We start from the raw sequence: 21,603 nt of genomic DNA on the forward strand, positions 1-21,603 counted from the left end.
TGCACTCTACCATTTGATTTTCCAACGCACTCGGGGGCGTCCATCGCCCAACTGTCGACAAAACGGGTGATTGGGCAGCATTCTGTACATAGCCCGGAAACGCGCGCGAAATCTCCCTGCGGCACTGTGTTGAGCCTTCGAAAGGGGGAGATGCGATGTTGCTGAGACTCAGGGTTTCATTGCCGGACCGCCCAGGCGGTCTGGGTCAGATCGCCAAGGCGCTCGGCGCGCTTGGAGCCGACATACTCCAGGTGACCGTCCTCGAACGCGAGATGGGCCGAGCGGTCGACGACTTCACCGTGTCGTGGCCAGGCACCGCCACCCCGGCGTCAGTGCGCGAGAAGCTGTCGGCCGTTCCCGGCATGCGGATAGAGGGCGTGTGGCCGACCAGGGAGGTCCCAGGCTCGGCACCCGACTACGATCTCCTGCTGCACGTCGCGACCGAGCCCGCGCGCGGGCTCGCCACGATGGTCGACGCCCTGCCCTCGCTGTGCGGAGGGGAATGGGCGCTCGCCATGGCCGACGGCGTCGTACGGCACGCCAGCCCCGCCGCGCCCCCCGCCTTCGAGCTGGGGGAACTGCCGCTCAGGGCCGCCTCCCACGTGACAGGCGAACAGCGCCTGATGGTCCTCCCCGTGGCCAGCACGGCCATGCACGTCGTCGTCGCCCGCTCCGAGGGCCCGCCCTTCCACCGGGCCGAACTCGACCGCGCCGCACGCATCGTCGAGGTCGTCTCTCGCGTGGCCGCTCGCTTCGAGCCGGTCGCCGACTGACCGCCGGCCGCCCGCGCGGGTCTCAGGGCAGCGGCCGCCACCCGCGCGGGCCCAACCCGATCACCAGGGCGATCGGAGGGCGACTCAGCGGCGAGGCGGGTCGATGCGCGCGCCGTCCAGCTTGAACAGCATGAGCCTGCTGATGTCCACGCCGATCTTGGCGGGGTCTCCGGTCCGCCACGCGGGCCGTACGCCGAGCCGTACGATCAGGTCGGCCCTGCGGTGGCTGCCGTCGCGCAGGTTGTGGCCGACCTGCTCCTGCTCCGCGTGCTCCTCCTCCGGCGCCCCGAACAGCCGCCGCACCATTCCGCGCAGCCCGCCGTTCCCGTTCTGGTGGCCGTTGGCGTTGCGCCTGGGGTCGGGCGGCTCGGGCACGGCCACCGCAGGCACCCCGCACTCGACGTACGCCAGCCATTCGTGCCCGTGGTATTCCAGCGCCCTGACCCTGCCGTAGAAGCTCGGCCCGTCGTACGACTCCGCCACCGGGGCGAGCCCGTCGGGCCGCAGCCCCACGATGATCTGGCCGCCGGTGTGCTGGGAGATCGCGTACGCCCTGGGGTCGCTCCAGGGGATCACCAGCTGGTGGGGGCCGAAGTCGAGCAGCACGTACTGGTTCTGGGGCGTCCGCACGGTCGCGGGCAGCAGGTTGAGCTGCTGGGAGCTGAGGAAGGCCGCCACGAACGCGGTCGCGGGGTCGTTGTAGATCTGGCCGGGAGTTCCGACGTCCTGCAGCACGCCCCTGTTCATGATGGCGATGCGGTCGGCCAGCGTGAGCGCCTCGACCTGGTCATGCGTGACGTAGATGGTGGTGACGCCGAGCGAGCGGACCAGCGAGGAGATCTCCATGCGCAGCTCGGTGCGCATGCCCGCGTCGAGGTTGGACAGCGGCTCGTCCATGAGGAAGATCTTCGGCTGGCGGACGATGGCGCGGCCCATGGCCACCCGCTGGCGCTGACCGCCGGAAAGGGTGCCCGGCCTGCGGTCCAGGGTCTCGTCGATGTGTAAGGCCTTGGACAGCTCCGTCACGCGCTCCTTGACCAGCGCGGGGTCGGCCTTGGCGATCTCCAGGGGGAAGGCCATGTTGCCGCGCACGGTGCGGTGGGGGTAGAGCGCGCCGTTCTGGAAGACCATCGCGACGTCGCGGTCGCGCGGGGGCAGGTGGTTGGCGAGCTGGCCGTCGAGCCACAGGTCGCCGTCCGTGACCTCCTCCAGGCCCGCGATCATCCGCAGGAGTGTCGACTTGCCGCAACCCGACGGTCCGAGCAGGACGAGGAACTCCCCGTCGGCGGCACGCAGGTTCAGCCGGTCGACCGCCAGGTATCCCCCGGGGTAGACCTTGGTTACCTTGTCCAGGACGACCGTGCTCATGGGTCTGCTCCACGCTTGTCGATACGCATCAGACTCCCGGGGCTGAGGGAGTCATCGCTGCTTGGCGGGCATGAGACGTCACCTGTGACGGGGCTGAATGTTGAGGTAGTACATCGCGTGTTCACTGCGCTGTCCAGACTTGACATGAAAAATCTGTAACCGTCGCGTTCCTGATTCAAGCCCAGCCCCGGCGCCGCCGACTTTCGTGCTCTCCCTGGTCGGGTTTGGGTATGCCCGCAACCATCCCCTGCCTTGACTTATTGCGAAAAATCCCACTTTGGAAAGGCTTGCGTAAACTTGCGGCAAGCCCTTTCATATGTAGTGGTCCTGTCGTGCGGCGGGACCTGTTAGTTGTTCCGGGGGACGTCACATGACCCACTCTTCGACACCGACCCGCTGGTGGCGGGACGCGGTGATCTACCAGGTGTACGTGCGCAGCTTCGCCGACGGCGACGCGGACGGCGTCGGCGACCTGATGGGCGTGCGCGACCACCTGGGCTACCTCGCCGACCTGGGTGTCGACGCCATCTGGCTGACCCCCTTCTACACCTCGCCGATGGCCGACTTCGGCTACGACGTGGCCGACTACCGCGACGTCGACCCGCTGTTCGGCACGCTGGCCGACGCCAAGGCGCTCATCGACGAGGCGCACGGCCTGGGCATCAGGGTGATCGTGGACGTGGTGCCCAACCACACCTCCTCCGCCCATCCGTGGTTCCAGGAGGCGCTGCGCGGCCTCAACCGCGACCGCTACATCTTCCGCGACGAGCCGAACGACTGGGAGTCGATCTTCGGCGGGCCCGCGTGGACGCAGGTCGAGGACGGTCAGTGGTACCTGCACCTGTTCGACTCCTCGCAGCCCGACCTCAACTGGGACAACCCCGAGGTGCGCGCCGAGTTCGAGTCGGTCCTGCGTTTCTGGCTCGACCTGGGCGTCGACGGCTTCCGCGTCGACGTCGCGCACGGCATGGTCAAGCCGGAGGGGCTGCCCGACATCGGCCACTCCGACCAGGTCCGCCTCATCGGCAACGACGTCGTGCCGTACTTCGACAACGACGCCGTCCACGAGATCCACCGCTCGTGGCGCAAGGTCCTCGACTCCTACCCCGGCGAGCGCATCGGCGTCGCCGAGGCGTGGGCGCCCACGCCGGCCAGGCTGGCCCGCTACGTCCGCGACGACGAGCTCCACCAGGCCTTCAACTTCCACTACCTCAACGCGCGATGGGACGCAGGCGCACTGCGCGAGGTGATCACCGAGTCGCTGGAGACGGCGGACTCCGTCGGCGCGCCCTCCACGTGGGTGCTGTCGAACCACGACGTCAAGCGGCACGTCACCCGCTTCGGCAGCCTCGAGAGGGCCCGCGCCGCCGCGCTCCTCATGCTCGCGCTGCCCGGCTCGGCCTACGTCTACAACGGCGAGGAGCTCGGCCTGCCGGAGGTGCTCGACCTGCCCGCCGAGGTCTGTCTCGACCCCCAGCGGCTGCGCGACCCCGACAGCGGCCGCGACGGCTGCAGGGTGCCGTTGCCGTGGACCTCCTCCGACGGCTACGGCTGGCACCGCCCGTGGCTGCCGGTCCCCGGCGACTGGGGCCGCCTCTCGGTCGAGGCGCAGACCGGCGACCCCGGCTCGATGCTCTCCCTCTACAGGGAGGCGTTGCGGCTGCGCCGTACCGTGTCGGGCGAGCTGCGCTGGCACGACTCGCCCGCGGGCACGCTCGTCTTCAGCCGCGACGACGGCTTCGTCTGCACGGTCAACCTCACCGGCGAGCCCGTCGCCCACGCCGTCGACGGCCGGCCGATCCTGTCCAGCGGCCCCGTCGAGCAGGGCCGTCTCGCTCCCGATTCCACCACGTGGTGGCGGGCCAAGGGTGCGTAAAGTGTCCACCATGAACGGTCACGCCCGTCTCGCCGACATCGCCGCCCAGGCAGGGGTGAGCGAGGCCACCGTCAGCCGGGTGCTCAACGGCAAGCCGGGGGTCTCCTCCGCGACCCGCCAGGCCGTCATGACCGCGCTCGACCTCATGGGTTACGAACGGCCGCAGCGGCTGCGCCAGCGCAGCAACGGGCTCATCGGGCTGGTCACGCCCGAACTGGACAACCCGATCTTCCCCGCGTTCGCGCAGGCCATCGAGAAGGCGCTGACGCACCACGGCTACACGCCCGTGCTGTGCACGCAGCTGCCCGGCGGCGCGCCGGAGGACGAGTTCACCGAGCTGCTGGTCGACAGGGGCGTCAGCGGCATCGTCTTCGTCTCGGGCCTGCACGCCGACACCACCGCGCGGATGGACCGCTACACCCGGCTGACCGACCGTGGGCTGCCGATCGTGCTGGTCGACGGCTACAACGAGAACGTCGACGCGCCGTTCATCTCGCCCGACGACAGGCTGGCCTCCAGGCTGGCCGTCCAGCATCTGGTCGATCTCGGGCACGAGCGCATCGGCCTGGCGCTGGGGCCGCGCAGGTTCGTGCCGGTGATCAGGAAGATCGAGGGCTACCGGCAGGCGATGGCCCAGCTGCTGGGGGTCCACGACGTCGACGACCTGATCGCCCACTCCCTGTTCTCCGTCGAGGGCGGGCAGGCCGCCGCCGCGCAGCTGCTGGCCCGCGGCTGCACGGGCATCGTGTGCGCGAGCGACCTCATGGCGCTGGGCGCGATCAGGGCGTGCAGGGAACGGGGCAGGTCGGTGCCCGGCGAGGTCTCGGTGGTCGGGTTCGACGACTCGCCGCTGATCGCCTTCACCGATCCGCCGCTGACCACCGTCCGCAAGCCGATCGGGGCGATGGCGTCGGCGGCCGTGCAGACGCTGCTGGAAGAGGTCCACGGGACGCCGGGACGGCACCTCGAGCTGATCTTCCAGCCCGAGCTCGTGGTCCGCGGCTCGACGGGCTCGGGGCCACTGGTCAACCGCTGACGCGGCTCGCCGAAGGCCGAATTCCTGGAGGTCGAGAAATGTACGACGTGCTGGTCATCGGTGGCGCGGGGATCGACTCCACCGCCTACGTGCCCGCGCTGCCCCTGCCATACGCCGACACCTACCACGTGCCTCCCGTCGTCGACCGCATCGGCAACACGGGGGCCGGTGTGGCGCTCGGCTGCACCGCCCTGGGGCTGCGGACCAGGTTCGCCGACCTGATCGGCGACGACCCCCAGGGCAGGCTCATCAGGGAGCACCTGGCAGCCAAGGGCGTCGACTTCGCGTGGGCGCCGGCGGCCGCGGGCACCAGGCGCAGCCTCCTGCTCGTGGGCCCCGACGGCCGGCGCACCTCGCTCTTCGACGCGCGCCAGGTGGAGGGGGAGCGGCTGCCGCGCGAGCTCTACCTGCACCCCGCCCGCCACGTGCACGTCTCGATCACCGACTTCGCCCGCCACGTCTACCCCGACCTCACCGACGTCCCCATCTCCACGGACCTGCACGACTGGGACGGCCTGTCCGACTACCACAAGGACTTCGCCTACGGCTCCGACCTGGTCTTCCTGTCGGCCACCGCGTTGGAGGACCCGCGCGCCACGATGCGTCACATCAGGCGCCACGGGCGCGCCCACACCGTCGTCTGCACCGACGGGGCGCGCGGCTGCCTGGTCCTGACGGGAGACGGCGACGTGCGCGCCTTCCCCGCCGCGCCGCTGCCGGCACCGGTCGCCGACTCCAACGGCGCGGGCGACGCCTTCGTCTCCGGCTTCCTGTACGGCATGCTGCGCGGCGAATTCGTGGAGGCGTGCGCGCGCCTCGGCGCCATCGCGGGAGCCCACGCCTGCGTCTCCGAGGGCACGCACGAGAACCCGATCACCGAGGACACGCTGCTGGCCCGCGCGGCTACTGCTTAGTGCACCTGGTCGGGCGCACGACCAGGACCACCCGCCGCTCGGCGTCGCCCACGGGGCGCTCGTAGTCCAATCCGTACCGCCTGGCCAGCACGTCGAAGAAGTCGCCCTCGGGGTCGGGGTCGACCCGCTCCACCACGCCGCGCACCTCCAGGTAGCGGTACGGCGCGTCGGGGTCGTTGATCGACAGACTGACCGAAGGACGCTCGGCCGCGTTCTTGCCCTTGCGCCGGTCCGTGGTGGTGGTGAAGCGGAGGAACTCCCCGTCCCAGATCGTCCACACCGGCGTCACCTGGGGCGTCCCGTCCGGCATCAACGTCGCCAGGTGGGCGAACAGCGGCCGGGTCAGCAGATCGAGATGGCTGTCTGGAATCACACTCATGGCGCGCACACTATCAAAGTATTGATGGTTCTCAATGTCTGTATAGTTCGGGCATGGGAATGCCGGCTGAGGAGCGCCTCGGGCTCGATGTGAAACGCGCCGAGCAGCTGCTGATGGCGGCCAAGCACGCGGCCGTCAAGAAGGCGGGCCTCACCGTGCCGCAGTACGCGGCCCTGCTCGTGCTGGCCGGCAATCCGGGCATCTCCAACGCGGCCCTGGCCAGGCAGTGCCTGGTGACCCCTCAGGCGTCCAACGTCGTGCTCAAGAACCTCATGGAGCGCGGGCTCGTCGAGCGCCGTCCGCACCCGTGGCACCGCCAGATGCTCGAGACCCACCTCACCGACGAGGGCAGGCGGGCGCTGGAGCTGGCCGACGCCGCCGCCGTGACGATCGAGCGCAGGATCGCCGCCGCCTTCACGTCGGAAGAGCGCGACCTGCTACGCGATCTGCTGACCCGCTTCGGGCGCGCCTTGGCGCCCTCAGCGGGCCCGGAAGAACGCAATGAACCCGGATGTTCCCAACACGTGACCGAGGGTCACTAGGATCGCTCGGCGTGTCCTCTCAGCGCCACCGTTCCACACCCCCGCCACAGGCGGTGTTCGTCGACCACAGCGGCCGCCGCAGGCGGCTGATCATGGTTGGTTCCATCGTCGCGAGCTCGCTGGCCTTCGCCCTGCTGGTCGTCGTGCTCGGCGGCCTGTTCACCGGCACGACGCTCTCGGTGAGCGGCTGGCCGGGGGGTGGCTCACCGGCGGAGGACACGGCCTCGCCGCAGCCGTCCAGGAGCAAGGCCACGCGCGAGTCGCCCACGCCGACCGCGACGCGTGCCAGGATCCGGCCCACGCCCAGCGCCGAGCGGCCGCCCACACCCTCGCGCACGTCTCGGCCCGAGCAGAGCGTGCGGATGGCACGACCTTCCAACGGTGTCGAAGGACACGACGAGTCGCCCTCCGCCCCGAGCGCCCGGCCCGACCCGGTATCCGATCCCACCATCACGGCCGAGCCGACCGCCCCTGAAACGCCGCCTGGCCTGGACGGCAAGACGCCACCGGGTCATGACCCCGACAGGACGAAGGGCCCGAAGGGGTGAGCGTTCCCACCGACAGGCGTCGCGCCGCCGGCGCCGCGGACCCGACGATCACCATGGGTAGCGCGAAGGCGGCAGACCCCCGCGGCCACTGGCTCCTCCTCGCCGTCGGGATGGTTCTGATCGCTTGCGCGCTGGTGCTCAACGGCTACGTCACCAACGTCGTCGGCGAAACGCAGACGCCTCCGCCCGCGATCGACGTCTCCACGCCCGAGCTGGAAGGGGTACGGCGAGGCGGCCCCGTGCTGAACCTCACGGCGGGTGCGGCGGCCAGCGCCAGGCCGCCCGCCAGGAGCGTGGCCCTGACCTTCGACGACGGACCCGACCCCACCTGGACGCCGCAGGTCCTCGACGTGCTCAGGCGCCATGGGGCGAAGGCGACCTTCTTCACCGTCGGTTCGAAGGTCGCCCGGTACCCGGACCTCGCGCGGCGGATCGTCACCGAGGGACACGAGATCGGCAACCACACCTACGCCCACGCCGACCTCACGGCCGTTCCCGGATGGCGCCTGCGGCTGGAGCTCTCCTTGACGCAGAAGGCGCTGGCGGGCGCGACAGGGTTGCACACCACCCTCGTCCGCCCGCCGTACTCCTCGACCCCCGCGGCCGTCACGCAGCCGCAGTGGCAGAGCCTGCGCGCCGTCGCCGCAGAGGGATATCTGATCGCGCTGACGGACCTGGACACCAAGGACTGGAGTCAGGTGACGGCAGGACGGATCGCGAAGAGCGCGCTTCCCGCCAAGGGGCGCGGCGCGATCGTCATGATGCACGACTCGGGCGGCGACCGGAGCCGGACGGTCAAGGGGCTGGACCTGGCACTGAAGGAACTCGGCAGTAGGGGATACCGGGCGGTCACCGTGACGGGCGCCCTCGGTATGCCGTCCGCGCACCAACCGGCTGCAGGGGTGGAGCGCTTCACCGGCTGGGCCCTCAACACGGCCCAGCGTGCCGCCGGCACGCTCACCGCCGCGCTGTCGTGGGTGCTGTTCGCCGCGGGCACGCTCACCCTGGCGCGGCTGGGCCTCTTCGCGGCGCTCGCGTGGATGCACGCCCGTAGAACCCGGCGAGGCAGACGCCGTAGAGGGGTCGCGCGCTGGGAAGCGCCACCTCCGGTGACCGTGATCGTGCCCGCCTACAACGAGGAGGCGGGCATTCAGGCGACCGTGCTGTCGCTCGTGCGGACGAGCTATACGGGCGAGCTGGAGGTGATCGTCGTCGACGACGGCTCCACCGACGCGACCGCCGATCTCGCCGCGGCGCTGGGCCTGCCCAACGTCAGGGTCGTGCGACAGCCCAACGGCGGCAAACCGGCGGCGCTCAACACCGGCATCGCGCACGCCCGCCACGAGCTGCTCGTCATGGTGGACGGCGACACCGTCTTCGAGCCCGCCACCATCGGGCATCTGGTGCGTCAGCTCGCCGATCCCGCGGTCGGCGCGGTCAGCGGCAACACGAAGGTGGGCAACAGGCGGGGCATGATCGGACGCTGGCAGCACATCGAGTACGTCATCGGCTTCAACCTCGACAGGCGCGCCTTCGAACTGCTCGACTGCATGGCGACGGTGCCGGGGGCGATCGGGGCCTTCCGCCGATCGGCCCTGGTCGCGCTGGGCGGGGTCAGTGTCGACACCCTGGCCGAGGACACCGATCTGACGATGGCGCTGTGCAGGTCGGGATGGCGCGTGGTCTACGAGGAGAAGGCGCTGGCATGGACGGAGGCGCCCAACTCGCTCGGCCAGCTCTGGAAGCAGCGCTACCGATGGTGCTACGGCACCCTTCAGGCGATGTGGAAGCACCGGCGCGCGCTGATCGAGCGCGGCCCGTTCGGGCGGCGTTGCCTGGGTTACCTGACCCTGTTCCAGGTGGTGCTGCCCTTGCTGGCACCGGTCGTCGATCTCATGGCCCTCTACAACACCGCCGTCGGCGACCCGCTCCCCGTCGTCGCGGTGTGGGCGGGATTCGTCGTCGTGCAGGCACTGACGGGCTGGTACGCGCTGCGGCTCGACGGTGAGCGCGCCTCCGCGTTGTGGGTGCTGCCTCTACAGCAGTTCGTGTATCGGCAGCTCATGTACCTCGTGGTGATCCAGTCCTTGGCCACCGCGATACTCGGGGTACGGCTGCGCTGGCACACGGTGCGAAGGGAGGGCACATTCGGCGGAGCGCTCCCGCGACAGGCGGCGCCATGAGGCGCGCTAGCCGAGCGTCACCCTGATGCCGCGGCTCAGGCCGGAGTCGTGCAGCTCGACCTCGGCCGCGTCGGCCGCCTTCGGCAGCTCGAACACCAGCCCACCGGTGAACGACTCGCCGGGGCCGATCCTGATCGGCTGGATCTCCTTGCCCGCCTTGTCGAGCAGCTTGGCCGCGGTGTGCGGGACGTCGTCGTCGTCGAGCAGCTTCTGCTGGCCCGGATAGAGGACCCTGCCCTCCTGGCCGATGTTGCTGACCTTCAGCGTGACCCTGCACACGCGCACGGTCGCGGCCTTCGCGGCCTTCGCGCACTTGTGCCCGACCACCGTGAAGCGCAGCTTGCCGTCCTGCACGGGGCCCTCCGCCCCGATGGCGGCCGGTTTGAAGATCCACGCCATGGCCATGATCAGCAGTAGTGCCAGGCCCACCACCACGGCGGCGGCCACCAGGCACCCGGTGAGCACCCCGCCTCTGCGCGCGGGCGGGCGGGGCAGCGGCCCCTGCCCCGTCGCCTGGTACGGCGGGCGCGGCCCCTGCCCTGTGCGGTTGTAGGCGGCCAGGGACCCGGGGCCCGTCGTCTCGGCCGGATTGGCGGCGGGCGGGATCGGCCCGCGTCGCGTGGGCGGGATCGTCGTCTCCGCGGGCGGCACCTGCTGCACCTGCGGCATCTGCGGCGCGGGCGGCCGCGGCTGCCGGTCGGGCGCCACGGGCTGCGGCCCGCGAGCGGGCGGACCCTGATGGGCCCGCGGCGGCGGCGGAGGAGGTGCGTGCGGCGCGCCGGCGGGGCGGTGGTCGGGCGGCGGGGTCCAGCCGGGAGGGGGCGGCGGCTGCCGTACCCCGAAATCGGCGGGATTCCAGGAGTTCGTCAGGTGGCGGGTGGCCGCCAGCTGCGCCCCCGCCACGTCGGGCGCGCCCACCAGCTCCAGCAGCAGTTCCCTGGCCTGCGGACGGCGCGCGGGATCGGGGTGGATGGCCGCGGCCACCAGCCGGTCGAGCGGCGCGGGCAGCCCCCGCAGGTCGGGCGGGGCCGTGCGGGCGCGCGCCGCCATCACGTAGGCGTCGCCCGATCCGAACGGGTGCCCGCCGAGCCCCGCGTAGGCGATCAGCGAGCCCCACGCGAACACGTCGGCCGCGGGGCTGGTGCGTCCCTCGAAGACCTGCTCGGGGGCGATCCAGCCGGGCGTGCCCATGACCAGGCCGACGTTGGTGTGCCGCGAGCCCACCTGCGTGGAACGCGCCAGGCCGAAATCGATCACGCGGGGGCCCGCGAGCGTCAGCATCACGTTGGCGGGCTTGAGGTCGCGGTGGACCAGGCCCGCCGCGTGAATCGCCGTGAGCGCCGCCGCCACCCCGACCGCGGCCGAGTGCAGCACCGAGGGCGACAGCGCGCCGTGCTCGATGAGATGGTCCTCGAGCGAGACGCCGTCGATGTACTCGGTGACCAGGTAGAGCAGGCCGTCGTCGTCGCCGTGGTCCAGCACGCGGGCGGTGCAGAAGGAGGCCACGCGCCTCGCGTTGGACACCTCCTCGTGGAAGCGCGCCCGGTAGACGGGGTCGGCGGCGAAATCGCGCCTGATCGCCTTCACCGCGACCTTGGCCCCGTCGGGCGCCAGCGCGAAGAAGACCGTGCCCATGCCACCCGAGCCCAGGCGGCTCTCGAGCCGGTAGGGCCCGATCGAGACCGGGTCCTCAGGAGCCAGCGGCGATCCCACCGTCGCTGCCCCCTCGCTTTCGTGCTCCCGCCGTCCCAACCGACCGTCCTTCGCCCGGCATGACCGTATTCACCCGGAACTCTAACCGAGAACGGCCTGCGAGGGGCTCGACTGCGCTCCAGCGGCCGCGTCGGCGGGGCGTTCGCCTGCCAGGCCCCAGCCCTCGACCTGGAAGTGGGCGGTCTGCGATCCGGGCCTGATTGCCTCGCCGCAGGAGGCGCACGTCACCACCGCGTCGAAGGACGCGCCGCACGAGTGCTCGAACACCACGGGCGGCGTCTCGGCCAGATGCCTGTCGCCCCACTGGCGCAGCAGGTGGAGCACGTTCTGCAGGTCGAGCCCCGCCTCCGTCGGCCGGTACTCGTACCTGCGCGGCCTGTCGCTGTAGGCGACCTTCTCCAGCACGCCCGCCTCGACGAGCCTGCGCAGCCTCGCCGCCAGGATGTCGCGGGGAGCGCCGATGTTGCGCACCATCGACTCGAAGCGCCGCACGCCGAAGAACACCTCGCGCAGCACCAGCAGAGAGTACTTCTCGCCAACCACGGCGAGGGTGTCCGCGATCGAGCAGGGGCGGGCTTTCGTCATGCCTTCAGACTACTGCGTTGGATATCCGGACCGACCCTGCGTTCCCCCTCGTGGGGGAGCGGGATGGCACTGCGGGGGGAGGCCGCGCGGCCCAGGGGCCACGACCCTGGAGGCATGAACGCGCTGATGATCTGGGCCTGCCTGTACGCGGCGGCGCAGGTGTCCTGGGTCGTGACGGGAACGCCTGTGGGGTGGGCGCTGCAGCTGAGCTACACGCCGGCCGTCCACCTGCTCATGGCGGCGCTGGCCGTCCTCGCCGCGCTGGCGAGCCGGGCCAGGCAGGGCAGCGTGGTCGTGATGGCGACGCTGTGGGTGGCCCTCGCCGTCTTCGCCGCGGGAACGGCGGGCGCGCCGATGCTCTTCGTCACGCTGATGTCGCTGACCGGAGTGGACAGCGTCACGGGGCTGGCGCAGGTGGTGCTGAACGCCGTGGGCGCGGTCCTGCTGCTGGGGGCCGCCGTGCCGTACGGGAGGAGGCTGCGCGGGCGCTGCCCGAGGTGCGGGGGCGGGCACGAGGGTGGGGGAGCGCCCAGCCACCCCGCGCCGACGCGCGCGTCCACGCGGACGCGGGTGGCGGTCTACGCGCTGATGTGCGGGCTGGTGCCGTGGGCGGCGGTCAAGACGATCTGGCTGCTGGACGGCGACGCGCTCGGCGTGACCGGCGCGGCGTGGCAGCGGGTGATGGGCGCCGAGGAGCGGGGCGTGTCGGCGGCGCTGGCGTCGGCGGGGATCGACGTGACCGTGCTGGCCGCGCTGGTCGGCGTCTTCCTGCTGACCGGCCTGATGTACAAGTGGGGACAGATCTTCCCTCGCTGGACGCTGTTCCTGGCGGGACGGCGGGTGCCGCGCCTGCTGCCGCTGATCCCCGCGTGGCTGACGGCCACCACCCTGTCGGTCTACGGCGTGCTGCTCGTCTGCTACACCGCGCTCACCGTGGCCGGCGTCCTGCCGGAGATGACCGCCTCGCCGCCCTTCACCGCCGAGGGAATCACGTGGATGACCCTGTTCGGCGGGCTCGCCTTCGCCGGCCTCGGCATCGGCCTCATCGTGGCCGCCCTCTCCTACGCCCGTCGCTCGCTGCCGGTCTGCGCCCCCACGAGGGTGTGATCCCTACGCTGAGGGCGCCGACCGGCTGCCGGCCGAGCTCACCGCACCGCTGCGCGGGGCCCTGGCCGGCGACCTGGGCCCCGCCGAGCTGCGCCGCGCCCTGGGAGTGGCCGCCCGTGCCCTGCTCACAGAGGTGGGCCGGAGTGACCGGGACCTCGCGGGGCGGCTGTCAGCGCTTCTCCATCAGCGCGAACGCCCCCTTGCTCACGGCGATCAGCTCGGTGGTGACGTTGCCCTCGTCGAGCGGGGCCGCGGTGTCGGAGGCCATGGCCGTGACGAAGAACGTGCGCCCGTCCTTGGTCCTGGCCGAGTAGCCGACGTCCGCGACGCCCTGCTCGGACCCGCCCTTGAACCACACCGAACGCCACTTCTTCGGGTCGAGGCCGAGCCCGCCGTCGGACTGCGTCATGACCTCCTCGACGCGCCTGTCCTTGAGCCCGCGCAGCTTGGCGTGCGCGGCGCAGACGTCGGCGGGGGAGCCGAACCACTCGATGGTGTCCAGCTCGCGCGGCTTGGCCCACGCGGAGATCGCGCTGAGCGGCACCTTGGCGACCACCTTGTCCAGGTAGTCCCTTCGCTGCTCCTTCCCGAGCGGCAGATAGCGCTTGGCGTGCGCGGGGTAGTCGGCGCCCTTCAGCGCGAACAGCTCCCGCGTGGTGAGGAACGGGACGTTGCGCGACTGGGTGGCCTCGACGGCCTTCCTGCCGACCTTGTGGATCAGCAGGTCGGCCGCGGTGTTGTCGCTGATGGCGATCATCAGCTTGGCGGCCTCCATCACCGAGACCTGGCTGTTGTCCGGCCTGTTCTGCAGCTCGCCGCTGCCCACGCTCTTCAGCTCCGGCTTGATGGTGAGCTTCGAGTCCCAGTCGGGGATCTTCTTGGCGGCGGCCCGCAGGACGTACAGCTTGAACATCGAGCCGAGCGGCCTGGCCGTACGCGGGGCGAGGGAGCGCACCGGACGGCAGTCGCCGCCGGGGGTGATCTCGGCGGCCATGAACCCGATCCTCGGCGCCGCCTTCTTGACGCGCCCGTCGATCTCCTTCCAGCTCGTGGGAGTGGGCTTCGGAGTGACGGGGGTCAGCAGCCGCAGCCCGCTGATCTTGCCGTCGGAGTCGACCGTGAGTTCCATCCAGAACGTCTTGCCCCCCGTCGTCACCTCGGAGGTGATCATGTTGGGCTCGGCGTGGAGGATCTTGGCAAGACGCAGGTCCTTCATGGCGACCAGGGTCTTGTTGAATTCGGCGGGCGGTATCTGGGCGACCATCGCCGCGCTGAAGTGCTCGGGGAACTGCTCCTCGGGGATCGGCGCGTCCGGCACGGCCGCCACGAACCAGCGCAGCTGCCTGCCCGCGGCCGTGTCGGGGATCGGGACATCGCGCACGACCGCGGTCCCTGCCGTGGCCGCTCCGGCGGAGGCGGCCGCCGCCGGCGAGGTGACGGCGGCGGCGCACGCCGTCAGGAGGAGCGACGAGGCGGTCACGGTGATGGCAACGGTTCTCATGCCGTCCAGCCAACCGAGCCGGGTGCGGGAAGCCCACCAAGCCAGCCTCATCATCAAATATGCGGATAACCTCATAGACGTCCCCCGGCTGGCTCTCGACGATTGGTGCTTATGGGTTCGAGGCTGATTGCCGGGTTCCTCGCGGCGATCGCCGCAGCGGGCGTGGTCGCGGGAGCGTTGATGGAGACGGGACTGCCCGCCCCGTTCCTCCAGTGGGCCTTCATCGTCCTGGCCCTGCTCTTCCCCGCGCTGGGTTGGCTGCTGGCCGTCAGACGCCCCCTGATCCCGTACGGCTGGCTGCTGCTGGCCACGGCGGTGAGCTTCGGCGCGGGCACCCTGGGCGTCGGCTTCGAGACCAGGTTCGCGCCCGTGGCAGGGTTCGTGAACCCCGTCGGCGCCGCGATGTACGCCGTCTACTACGGGCTCAACTCGATCTTCGTCCCCTTGCTGTTCCCCGAGGGGCGGCTGCCATCCAGGCGCTGGCGGCCCGTGGCCTGGATCGGGGCGGCCGCGATCGCCGCACACGCCGGCGGCATCATCATGATGGGGCCCATATCGTTGGGCAATCCCACGACGGCTCCCCTGCCGGCGGCCGTGATGGCCAGCCTCGGCCAGCTGACCGCGTGGGCCGTGGCCGTGATCGTGGCCGTGGGCCTCGTCGTGCGGTGGCGGCGCAGCGGGCGGGCCGAACGCGGGCAGTACGCCTGGATGGTGGCCGGCGCGACGGCCAACCTGGCGGGCTTCGTCGCGCTCGCCGTCTTCCTCGTCGGCGGCCACGAGGGATGGGGAATGGCCGGGCTGACCGGCATCCTCGGCTCGCTGCCCGCCGCGGTCGCCGTCGCCGTCGTCCGCCACCAGCTCCTCGACATCAGGATCGGCATCCGGGGCTCCAGGCTGCTCATGGTCTTCGACGTGCGGCCCACGGTCGGCGAGGTGCTCTCCCGCTTCGGCTCCGTCCTCGACGACAGCCCCGAGCCCGTGGAGCTGCTCGGCAGGCTGGCCGCCGCCGTGCGCGTGGCGCTGAACACCACCTGGGCGGCGGTACGGCTGGCCGACGGCGCCCGCGTCGTGGCAGGGCACGAGGACGGGCCCGCCGCGCTCGTCGTCCCCGTCAGGGGCGGGCTCGGCCAGCTGGAGTGCGGTCCGAGGGAGTACGGCGCCCTCACCGCCGAGGACCGCCGCTTCCTCGAAGCGCTCGCCGTACCCGCGGGGCTCGCCATCCAGAGCGACGGCCTGGCCGCGCGCCTGGTCAACGCGCAGGAGGCGGAGCGGCGGCGGATCGAGCGCAACATCCACGACGGCGTCCAGCAGCAGCTCGTCGCCCTGATCGCGGGGCTCGAACTGGCCAGGGCCACGGGCGGCGGTCCGCGGATGCTCGCCGAACTGCGCGAGCAGGCCCGCCAGACCCTCGCCGACCTGCGCGAGCTGGCCGCCGGCATCCACCCGTCCGCGCTCGGCCAGGGCGGCCTCGTCGAGGCGGTCGAGGAGCGCTGCGCGCGGCTGCCCGTCCCCACCAAGGTGAGCGTGGGCGAGGGGCTGCGGGCCGCCCGCTTCCCCGACGAGGTGGAGGGCGCGATGTACTTCACCGTCAGCGAGGCGGTGGCCAACGCGCTCAAGCATGCCGCCGCCACGAGGATCGAGGTACGGCTGGCCCGCGAAGGTGGCAGGCTGCGCGCCACCGTCAGCGACGACGGCAAGGGCTTCGACCTCGCCACGACGGTCAGGAGGGGCCTGTCCCCGCTGTCGGACCGGCTCGACGCCCTCGGCGGCAGGCTCGAGATCGTCAGCGAGACAGGGAAGGGGACACGGATGATGGCGTGGGTGCCCGTCGATGGCTGAGCCGCTGCGGACGGTCGTGGCCGACGACCACTACCTGGTGCGCGAAGGCACCAGGCGGCTGCTGGAGATGTCCGGCGAGATCGTCGTGGTGGGCGCGGTCGGCAACGCCGACGAACTGCTCGACGCCGTGCGCAGGCTCACGCCCGACGTGGTCGTGACCGACATCAGGATGCCAGGAGGGCAGTGGAGGGCGGGCTTCGAGGGCATCGACGCCGCCCATCGCGTCCACGCGGAGCACCCGGGCATCGGCGTGGTCGTGCTGTCGCAGTACGCCGACGCGCTGTTCGCCTTCGAGCTGTTCAAGCACGGCACCGAGGGATTCGCCTACCTGCTCAAGGACAGGGTGGGCGACCTGGAGGAGCTGCTCGGCGCGATCAGGGCCGTCGCCACGGGGGGTTCGGTGATCGACCCCAAGGTGGTGGAGGGCCTGCTGGCAAGAAGGGACGTGCGGGAGGAGCAGGAGGAGCTGACCCCGCGCGAGCGCGACGTGCTGCGCGAGATGGCCAGGGGCCGCTCGAACGGCGGCATCGCGCGGGCCCTGCACCTGTCGATCTCGTCGGTGGAGAAGAACGTCAACGCCATCTTCACCAAGCTGGGGCTGGAGAACAGCGCCGACGTCCACCGCCGCGTCGCCGCCGTTCTCGCCTACCTCGGCCCTTGAGCGCCTACTTCTTCAGGCCCGGCTGGTTGAAGGTCGCGGGTATGTCCAGGGAGCTCCATCGCGACACCGGCCACATGATCACGAAAGCCCGGCCGAGCACGTTGTCCACCGCGATCGTGCCGCCGCCCGGGTCGCCGATGTGGCCGCGCGAGTCGTAGGACACCGACCTGTGGTCGCCCATGACCCACAGCCTGCCCTCCGGCACCGTGATCTTGAACTGCTTGTCGGACGGCACGTCACCCGGATACAGGTAGCTCTTCTCGTCGAGCGGCACTCCGTTGACCGTGATCCGGCCCTTGGAGTCGCAGCACTCGACCTTGTCGCCCGGCACGCCGATGACGCGCTTGATGTAGTCCTTCTCGCCAGGCACCAGCCCGAACAGCTCGCCGACCCAGCGCAGCGCACCCGTCACCGGGTTGCTCGGCGCCTCGGTCACCACCTCGGGATCCCACGAGTCCTCGCCGTTGAAGACGATGACGTCACCGCGCTCGATGTCGCGCGTGTGGTACACGAGCTTGTTCACCAGCACCCTGTCGTTGATCAGCAGGGTGTTCTCCATCGACTCCGAGGGGATGTAGAACGGCTGCACGATGAAGGTCTTGATGAGCAGGGCGAGGCCGAGCGCCACGACGATGAGGATCGGCAGCTCCTTCCATGAGGAGCCCTTCTTCTTGCTCTTGCCGCCATCGGCACGTCGCTGCGACTCCTTGGCCGTCACGTCCACCTCGTCCCCCCCGGAAGGCGCCTTCCGCGCCGTGGTCACTGGTTCCATCATCCCTGATGGGACAGCTCAGCTTGCTGATCTCACGCCGAACAGTCAATTCGTATCCTCTCGTGTCCCGTGTCAAGTGGGCATACAGGCCACTGAATCAGGAGCCAATGCTCAGGGACCGCAGGAGATGGCAAGGGAAAGGCCCGTGGGCGCGGGTTGGCGCCCACGGGCCTGTTCCATGAGTTCAGCGCCGGGTCACGGCATACCCATGGCCGCGGCGGGCGAGGGAGGATGTCCCGCCGGCGAGTCTGTGGTCGTTCGTCAGCGCAGCGCCGCGGCCTCGGCGGCGAGCTTCTCCACCCGTCCCCAGTCGCCCGAGGCCAGCGCGTCGGCGGGCGTGAGCCAGGTGCCGCCCACGCAGCCGACGTTCGGCAGCGCCAGGTAGTCGCGGGCGGTCTCCGGCCTGATCCCGCCCGTCGGGCAGAACCTGACATCGGGCAGCGGGCCCGCCAGCGACTTGAGGTACGGCAGGCCGCCCGCGGCCTCGGCGGGGAAGAACTTGAGCTCGCCGAGCCCGCGCTCGGCCAGGGTCATGACCTCCGAAGCGGTCGCCGCGCCGGGCAGGAAGGGCACCCCGGCGGCGAGCAGGGCGTCCAGCAGCGCCGGCGTAGTCCCCGGCGAGACCAGGAACTTCGCGCCGGACTCCACCGAAGCCGCGATGTCGGCGGGCGTCCTGACCGTGCCCGCGCCGATCACCGCGCCGGGGACCTCGGCCGCGATGCGCGCGATCGCCTCCAGCCCGCACGCCGTGCGCAGCGTGACCTCGATGACCGGCAGCCCGCCCGCCACCAGGGCGCGCGCCATCGGCACGGCGGTCTCCACGTCGTCGACGACGACGACGGGGATCACGGGGGCGAGGTCGAGCAGACTCATGGGACGAGCTCCTTCAGCGATTGCTGCGCCAGCCACGCGGCGGCGCCGGTGAGCGCCGGTTGCGGCGCGACGATCAGGGTGGTGGCGATGGCCGACAGGTAGTCGACGAGGTGGGGCGTGGCCTCGAACCGGCGGCGGAAGTCGCTGGCGCGGACCCGGTCCACGATACGCGGCAGCACGCCGCCGCCGAGGTAGACCCCGCCCCTCGCGCCGAGCGTGAGGGCCACGTTGCCGGCGAAGCTGCCGAGCATGCCGCAGAACACCTCGACGGTCTCCGCGCACAGCGAGTCGTCGAGCCTGGCCACGATGTCCGAGGCGCCCAGCTTGGGGGCACGCACGCCGTTCACCACGGCCAGCGCGTCGTGCAGGCGCGTGAGGCCGGGACCCGACAGCAGGTGCTCGGCCACCACGTGCGGCGTGCCGCCCGCGCGCAGGACTCTGACGATCTCCAGCTCCCTGTCGTCGAGGATCGGCACGGTGACGTGGCCGCCCTCGCCGGGGACCGGCACCCAGCCGCGCTCGGCGGGCACCAGCCCGGCCACGCCGAGGCCCGTGCCGGGGCCGAGGACGGCCTTGACGCCGTCCGCCGGCTCGGGGCCGCCCAGCGAGGCGAGGTCGTCGCCCGCCAGGTGCGGCAGCGACACCGCGAGCGCCTCGAAGTCGTTCAGCAGCGTGGCGTACGGCAGGCCGAGGTCGCGCACCGAGCCCGTCCACGGCAGGTTGGTCAGGCGGTAGGAGTCGCCGTCGATCGGGCCCGCGACCGCCAGGCACGCGGCTCCCGGCCGAACTCCGCCCGCATGGTCCGCGAGATACGCGGCTACGGCTTCGGGGAGCGTGTCATGGTCGGCGCCGGCCAGTACGGTGATCTCGGTGGGCGCGCCACCCGGCTCGGTGACGAGGCCGAACCTGGCGTTGGTCCCGCCGATGTCGGCCACCAGCCACGGCAGGTCGAACATCCTCACCCGGCACCCCTTCGGGTCCGCCGGGGGCTCGCGCCGTGGGCTACGCGCGTCTTGTCGGGGGCCGGGGTCATTCGGCGACCTCGGAGTGGGCGAAGCCGGCAGGGGCCGCGAAGCCCAGCCCTGGGCCGTGGGTGGGGGACTCTGCCCCGTTGACGCCGAAGACGCTCGCCCCGTGCTCGGCGTGGCCCGCCATCCTGCGGAACGCCGAGAACAGCTCGCGTCCCGTCCCGACCCACTCCGCGTCGCTCAGCGCGCGCCCCTCAGGCGTGCGCCCCGACAGGTCGGCCAGCACGTCCAGCGTTCCCGCCGCCGAGTCGAGCCTGATCAGGTCCCCGTCGCGGACCAGCGCGATGGGGCCGCCGTCGGCCGCCTCGGGCGACAGGTGGATCGCCGCTGGCACCTTGCCCGACGCGCCCGACATCCGCCCGTCGGTCACGATCGCCACCCGCTGCCCGCGGTCGAGCAGCACCGCCATCGGCGGGGTCAGCTTGTGCAGCTCGGGCATGCCGTTCGCGCTCGGCCCCTGGTAGCGGATCACCGCGACGAAGTCCTGCCCGTCCAGCTCGCCCGCCTCGAAGGCCCGCAGCAGCTGCAGCTGGTCGTCGAAGACGCGCGCCGGCGCCTCGATCACCAGGTGCTCGGGCTTGACCGCCGAGACCTTGCTGACCGCGCAGCCCAGGTTGCCGTCGACCATGTGGATGCCGCCGTCGGTGGAGAACGGCTCGGCGACGGGCCGCAGCACGTCGAGGTCGGCGCTGCCGGAGGTGAGCTCCTCCCAGACCAGCGCGTCCTCCTTCAGCGTGGGAGCGGACCTGTAGTGGTCCAGGCCCCTGCCCGCGATCGTCAGGACGTCGCCGTGCAGCAGCCCGTTGTCCAGCAGGTCGCCGATCAGCGCCTGCATGCCGCCCGCGTCGCGGAAGTGGTTCACGTCGGCCTGGCCGTTGGGGTACATCTTCGTCAGCGAGGGCACGACCTTGGACAGCGCGGCCAGGTCGTCCCACGTCAGCACGATGCCCGCGGCGGCCGCGATGGCGACCAGGTGCAGCGTGTGGTTGGTGGAGCCGCCGGTGGCCAGCAGCGCGACGCAGGCGTTGACGATCGCCTTCTCGTCGACGACCTCGCCCACGGGCGTGTACTCGGCGCCGTGCGCGGTGATCTCGACCGCCCGCGCGCCCGCCGCCTCGGTGAGCGCGTGCCGCAGCGGGGTGTGCGGGTTGACGAAGGTCGAGCCCGGCAGGTGCAGGCCCATGACCTCGATCATCACCTGGTTGGAGTTGGCGGTGCCGTAGAAGGTGCACGTGCCGGGGGAGTGGTAGGACTTCGACTCGGCGTCGAGCAGCTCGTCCCTGCCGATCTTGCCCTCGGCGAACAGCTGGCGGGTGCGGGCCTTGACCTTGTTCGGCAGTCCCGAGGCCATCGGTCCCGCGGGCACGAACACCGCGGGCAGGTGCCCGAAGTGCAGCGCGCCGATCAGCAGGCCGGGCACGATCTTGTCGCAGACGCCCAGCAGGAGCGAGGCGTCGAACATGTCGTGCGACAGCGCGATCGCCGTCGCCATCGCGATCACATCGCGGCTGTAGAGGGACAGCTCCATGCCCGCCCTGCCCTGCGTGATGCCGTCGCACATGGCGGGCACGCCGCCGGCGACCTGCGCGACGCCGCCGGCCTTCCGCACGGCCGTCTTCAGCTCGCCGGGGTAGCTCTCGTACGGCTGGTGCGCGCTGAGCATGTCGTTGTAGCTGGTCACGATCGCCACGCCGGGCTTGGCCGTACCCCTCAGCAGGGGCTTGTCCTCGGCCGAGGCGGCGGCGAAGCCGTGGGCCAGGTTCGCGCACCCGAGGTGCGCGCGGGCGGGGCCGCGCGAGCGGGCCAGCTCGCCCTCGCGCCTGACGCGCTCCAGATAGACGGTACGGCTGGCGAGGGAACGCTCAGCCACCCGCTCGGTCACCTGCTGGATAGTCGGATTCACTG

General features: G+C 71.4%; 19 protein-coding genes. 10 read left to right on the forward strand and 9 right to left on the reverse strand.

Translation table 11 applies throughout. From position 1 onward, the window contains the following. Nucleotides 1–155: 155 nt before the first annotated feature. The gene (locus AB0B45_RS13460) at nt 156–773 is read left to right on the forward strand and encodes an amino acid-binding protein (RefSeq protein ID WP_358129534.1); all 618 of its coding nucleotides are present in this window, start codon (nt 156–158) and stop codon (nt 771–773) included. Between the two features lie 84 nt (nt 774–857). Here the strand turns inward: AB0B45_RS13460 and AB0B45_RS13465 are convergent, their stop codons facing one another. After that, nucleotides 858–2,141: an ATP-binding cassette domain-containing protein gene (locus AB0B45_RS13465; protein WP_358129536.1), complete on the reverse strand. Its 1,284-nt coding sequence runs from the start codon at nt 2,139–2,141 to the stop codon at nt 858–860. Between the two features lie 370 nt (nt 2,142–2,511). On the opposite strand from AB0B45_RS13465, the gene AB0B45_RS13470 reads away from it, so the two are divergent. From AB0B45_RS13470 to AB0B45_RS13480, 3 genes are read left to right on the forward strand one after another with little or no spacing between them, the layout of a single operon-like run. Next, nucleotides 2,512–4,017 carry a glycoside hydrolase family 13 protein gene (locus AB0B45_RS13470; protein ID WP_358129539.1) on the forward strand — a complete coding sequence of 502 codons (1,506 nt, stop codon included), beginning with the start codon at nt 2,512–2,514 and terminating at the stop codon, nt 4,015–4,017. Between the two features lie 10 nt (nt 4,018–4,027). Continuing rightward, nucleotides 4,028–5,053, forward strand: a complete 1,026-nt coding sequence (locus AB0B45_RS13475; RefSeq protein WP_358129542.1) for a LacI family DNA-binding transcriptional regulator — start codon at nt 4,028–4,030, stop codon at nt 5,051–5,053. A gap of 38 nt (nt 5,054–5,091) precedes the next feature. Beyond that, a complete protein-coding gene (locus AB0B45_RS13480) occupies nt 5,092–5,967 on the forward strand; it encodes a PfkB family carbohydrate kinase (protein ID WP_358129544.1) in 876 nt (291 codons plus the stop codon). Here AB0B45_RS13480 and AB0B45_RS13485 read toward each other — a convergent pair. Beyond that, nucleotides 5,957–6,346 carry a PPOX class F420-dependent oxidoreductase gene (locus AB0B45_RS13485; RefSeq protein ID WP_358129547.1) on the reverse strand — a complete coding sequence of 130 codons (390 nt, stop codon included), beginning with the start codon at nt 6,344–6,346 and terminating at the stop codon, nt 5,957–5,959. The two genes, AB0B45_RS13480 and AB0B45_RS13485, sit on opposite strands and share 11 nt — an antisense overlap. A 53-nt stretch (nt 6,347–6,399) precedes the next feature. Between AB0B45_RS13485 and AB0B45_RS13490 the strand changes: the two genes are divergently transcribed. Genes AB0B45_RS13490 through AB0B45_RS13500 form a run of 3 tightly spaced genes read left to right on the forward strand, consistent with a single transcriptional unit; the run spans nt 6,400 to nt 9,619 of the window. Further along, nucleotides 6,400–6,888 (forward strand): MarR family transcriptional regulator, encoded by a 489-nt coding sequence (locus AB0B45_RS13490; protein ID WP_358129549.1) that lies wholly within the window; start codon nt 6,400–6,402, stop codon nt 6,886–6,888. Between the two features lie 11 nt (nt 6,889–6,899). Next, the gene (locus AB0B45_RS13495; RefSeq protein ID WP_358129551.1) at nt 6,900–7,436 is read left to right on the forward strand and encodes a hypothetical protein; all 537 of its coding nucleotides are present in this window, start codon (nt 6,900–6,902) and stop codon (nt 7,434–7,436) included. Further along, a complete protein-coding gene (locus tag AB0B45_RS13500) occupies nt 7,433–9,619 on the forward strand; it encodes a bifunctional polysaccharide deacetylase/glycosyltransferase family 2 protein (protein ID WP_358129554.1) in 2,187 nt (728 codons plus the stop codon). The genes AB0B45_RS13495 and AB0B45_RS13500 overlap by 4 nt, the downstream gene beginning before the upstream one ends. 6 nt (nt 9,620–9,625) lie before the next feature. Here AB0B45_RS13500 and AB0B45_RS13505 read toward each other — a convergent pair whose 3' ends face one another. Beyond that, nucleotides 9,626–11,332: a protein kinase gene (locus AB0B45_RS13505; protein ID WP_358129557.1), complete on the reverse strand. Its 1,707-nt coding sequence runs from the start codon at nt 11,330–11,332 to the stop codon at nt 9,626–9,628. Between the two features lie 81 nt (nt 11,333–11,413). After that, nucleotides 11,414–11,917 (reverse strand): helix-turn-helix domain-containing protein, encoded by a 504-nt coding sequence (locus tag AB0B45_RS13510; protein ID WP_358129560.1) that lies wholly within the window; start codon nt 11,915–11,917, stop codon nt 11,414–11,416. Nucleotides 11,918–12,031: 114 nt separating this feature from the next. Between AB0B45_RS13510 and AB0B45_RS13515 the strand changes: the two genes are divergently transcribed. Continuing rightward, the gene (locus AB0B45_RS13515) at nt 12,032–13,024 is read left to right on the forward strand and encodes a hypothetical protein (protein WP_358129562.1); all 993 of its coding nucleotides are present in this window, start codon (nt 12,032–12,034) and stop codon (nt 13,022–13,024) included. A 169-nt stretch (nt 13,025–13,193) separates the two neighbouring features. Here the strand turns inward: AB0B45_RS13515 and AB0B45_RS13520 are convergent, their stop codons facing one another. Further along, a complete protein-coding gene (locus AB0B45_RS13520) occupies nt 13,194–14,525 on the reverse strand; it encodes a serine hydrolase (RefSeq protein WP_358129565.1) in 1,332 nt (443 codons plus the stop codon). 111 nt (nt 14,526–14,636) lie between these two features. Between AB0B45_RS13520 and AB0B45_RS13525 the strand changes: the two genes are divergently transcribed. Next, entirely contained in the window at nt 14,637–16,364 is a 1,728-nt protein-coding gene (locus tag AB0B45_RS13525; protein ID WP_358129568.1) for a GAF domain-containing sensor histidine kinase, read from the forward strand. After that, the gene (locus tag AB0B45_RS13530) at nt 16,357–17,025 is read left to right on the forward strand and encodes a response regulator transcription factor (protein WP_358129571.1); all 669 of its coding nucleotides are present in this window, start codon (nt 16,357–16,359) and stop codon (nt 17,023–17,025) included. Before AB0B45_RS13525 ends, AB0B45_RS13530 begins: the two co-directional genes overlap by 8 nt. A 4-nt stretch (nt 17,026–17,029) precedes the next feature. Here AB0B45_RS13530 and lepB read toward each other — a convergent pair whose 3' ends face one another. From lepB to edd, 4 genes are all read right to left on the reverse strand, one after another. Next, nucleotides 17,030–17,788 carry a signal peptidase I gene (gene lepB / locus AB0B45_RS13535; RefSeq protein WP_358129573.1) on the reverse strand — a complete coding sequence of 253 codons (759 nt, stop codon included), beginning with the start codon at nt 17,786–17,788 and terminating at the stop codon, nt 17,030–17,032. Between the two features lie 270 nt (nt 17,789–18,058). Then, nucleotides 18,059–18,670 (reverse strand): bifunctional 4-hydroxy-2-oxoglutarate aldolase/2-dehydro-3-deoxy-phosphogluconate aldolase, encoded by a 612-nt coding sequence (gene eda / locus AB0B45_RS13540; RefSeq protein ID WP_358129576.1) that lies wholly within the window; start codon nt 18,668–18,670, stop codon nt 18,059–18,061. Then, nucleotides 18,667–19,626 carry a glucokinase gene (gene glk / locus AB0B45_RS13545; protein WP_358130256.1) on the reverse strand — a complete coding sequence of 320 codons (960 nt, stop codon included), beginning with the start codon at nt 19,624–19,626 and terminating at the stop codon, nt 18,667–18,669. The genes eda and glk overlap by 4 nt, the downstream gene beginning before the upstream one ends. Nucleotides 19,627–19,699: 73 nt before the next feature. Continuing rightward, entirely contained in the window at nt 19,700–21,601 is a 1,902-nt protein-coding gene (gene edd, locus AB0B45_RS13550; RefSeq protein ID WP_358129579.1) for a phosphogluconate dehydratase, read from the reverse strand. Nucleotides 21,602–21,603: the final 2 nt, after the last annotated feature.

Origin of the sequence: Nonomuraea sp. NPDC049152 (assembly GCF_040648355.1) — a bacterium.
Taxonomy (GTDB): Bacteria; Actinomycetota; Actinomycetes; order Streptosporangiales; family Streptosporangiaceae; genus Nonomuraea.

What these genes read in the sequence shown, in the direction of transcription:
- eda (WP_358129576.1), bottom strand. Translation starts at nt 18,670, where the DNA reads ATGAGTCTGCTCGACCTCGCCCCCGTGATCCCCGTCGTCGTCGTCGAC.
- AB0B45_RS13475 (WP_358129542.1), top strand. Translation starts at nt 4,028, where the DNA reads ATGAACGGTCACGCCCGTCTCGCCGACATCGCCGCCCAGGCAGGGGTG.
- AB0B45_RS13530 (WP_358129571.1), top strand. Translation starts at nt 16,357, where the DNA reads ATGGCTGAGCCGCTGCGGACGGTCGTGGCCGACGACCACTACCTGGTG.
- AB0B45_RS13460 (WP_358129534.1), top strand. Translation starts at nt 156, where the DNA reads ATGTTGCTGAGACTCAGGGTTTCATTGCCGGACCGCCCAGGCGGTCTG.
- AB0B45_RS13520 (WP_358129565.1), bottom strand. Translation starts at nt 14,525, where the DNA reads ATGAGAACCGTTGCCATCACCGTGACCGCCTCGTCGCTCCTCCTGACG.
- AB0B45_RS13470 (WP_358129539.1), top strand. Translation starts at nt 2,512, where the DNA reads ATGACCCACTCTTCGACACCGACCCGCTGGTGGCGGGACGCGGTGATC.
- AB0B45_RS13485 (WP_358129547.1), bottom strand. Translation starts at nt 6,346, where the DNA reads ATGAGTGTGATTCCAGACAGCCATCTCGATCTGCTGACCCGGCCGCTG.
- AB0B45_RS13510 (WP_358129560.1), bottom strand. Translation starts at nt 11,917, where the DNA reads ATGACGAAAGCCCGCCCCTGCTCGATCGCGGACACCCTCGCCGTGGTT.
- glk (WP_358130256.1), bottom strand. Translation starts at nt 19,626, where the DNA reads ATGTTCGACCTGCCGTGGCTGGTGGCCGACATCGGCGGGACCAACGCC.
- AB0B45_RS13515 (WP_358129562.1), top strand. Translation starts at nt 12,032, where the DNA reads ATGAACGCGCTGATGATCTGGGCCTGCCTGTACGCGGCGGCGCAGGTG.
- AB0B45_RS13525 (WP_358129568.1), top strand. Translation starts at nt 14,637, where the DNA reads ATGGGTTCGAGGCTGATTGCCGGGTTCCTCGCGGCGATCGCCGCAGCG.
- AB0B45_RS13465 (WP_358129536.1), bottom strand. Translation starts at nt 2,141, where the DNA reads ATGAGCACGGTCGTCCTGGACAAGGTAACCAAGGTCTACCCCGGGGGA.
- AB0B45_RS13480 (WP_358129544.1), top strand. Translation starts at nt 5,092, where the DNA reads ATGTACGACGTGCTGGTCATCGGTGGCGCGGGGATCGACTCCACCGCC.
- AB0B45_RS13490 (WP_358129549.1), top strand. Translation starts at nt 6,400, where the DNA reads ATGGGAATGCCGGCTGAGGAGCGCCTCGGGCTCGATGTGAAACGCGCC.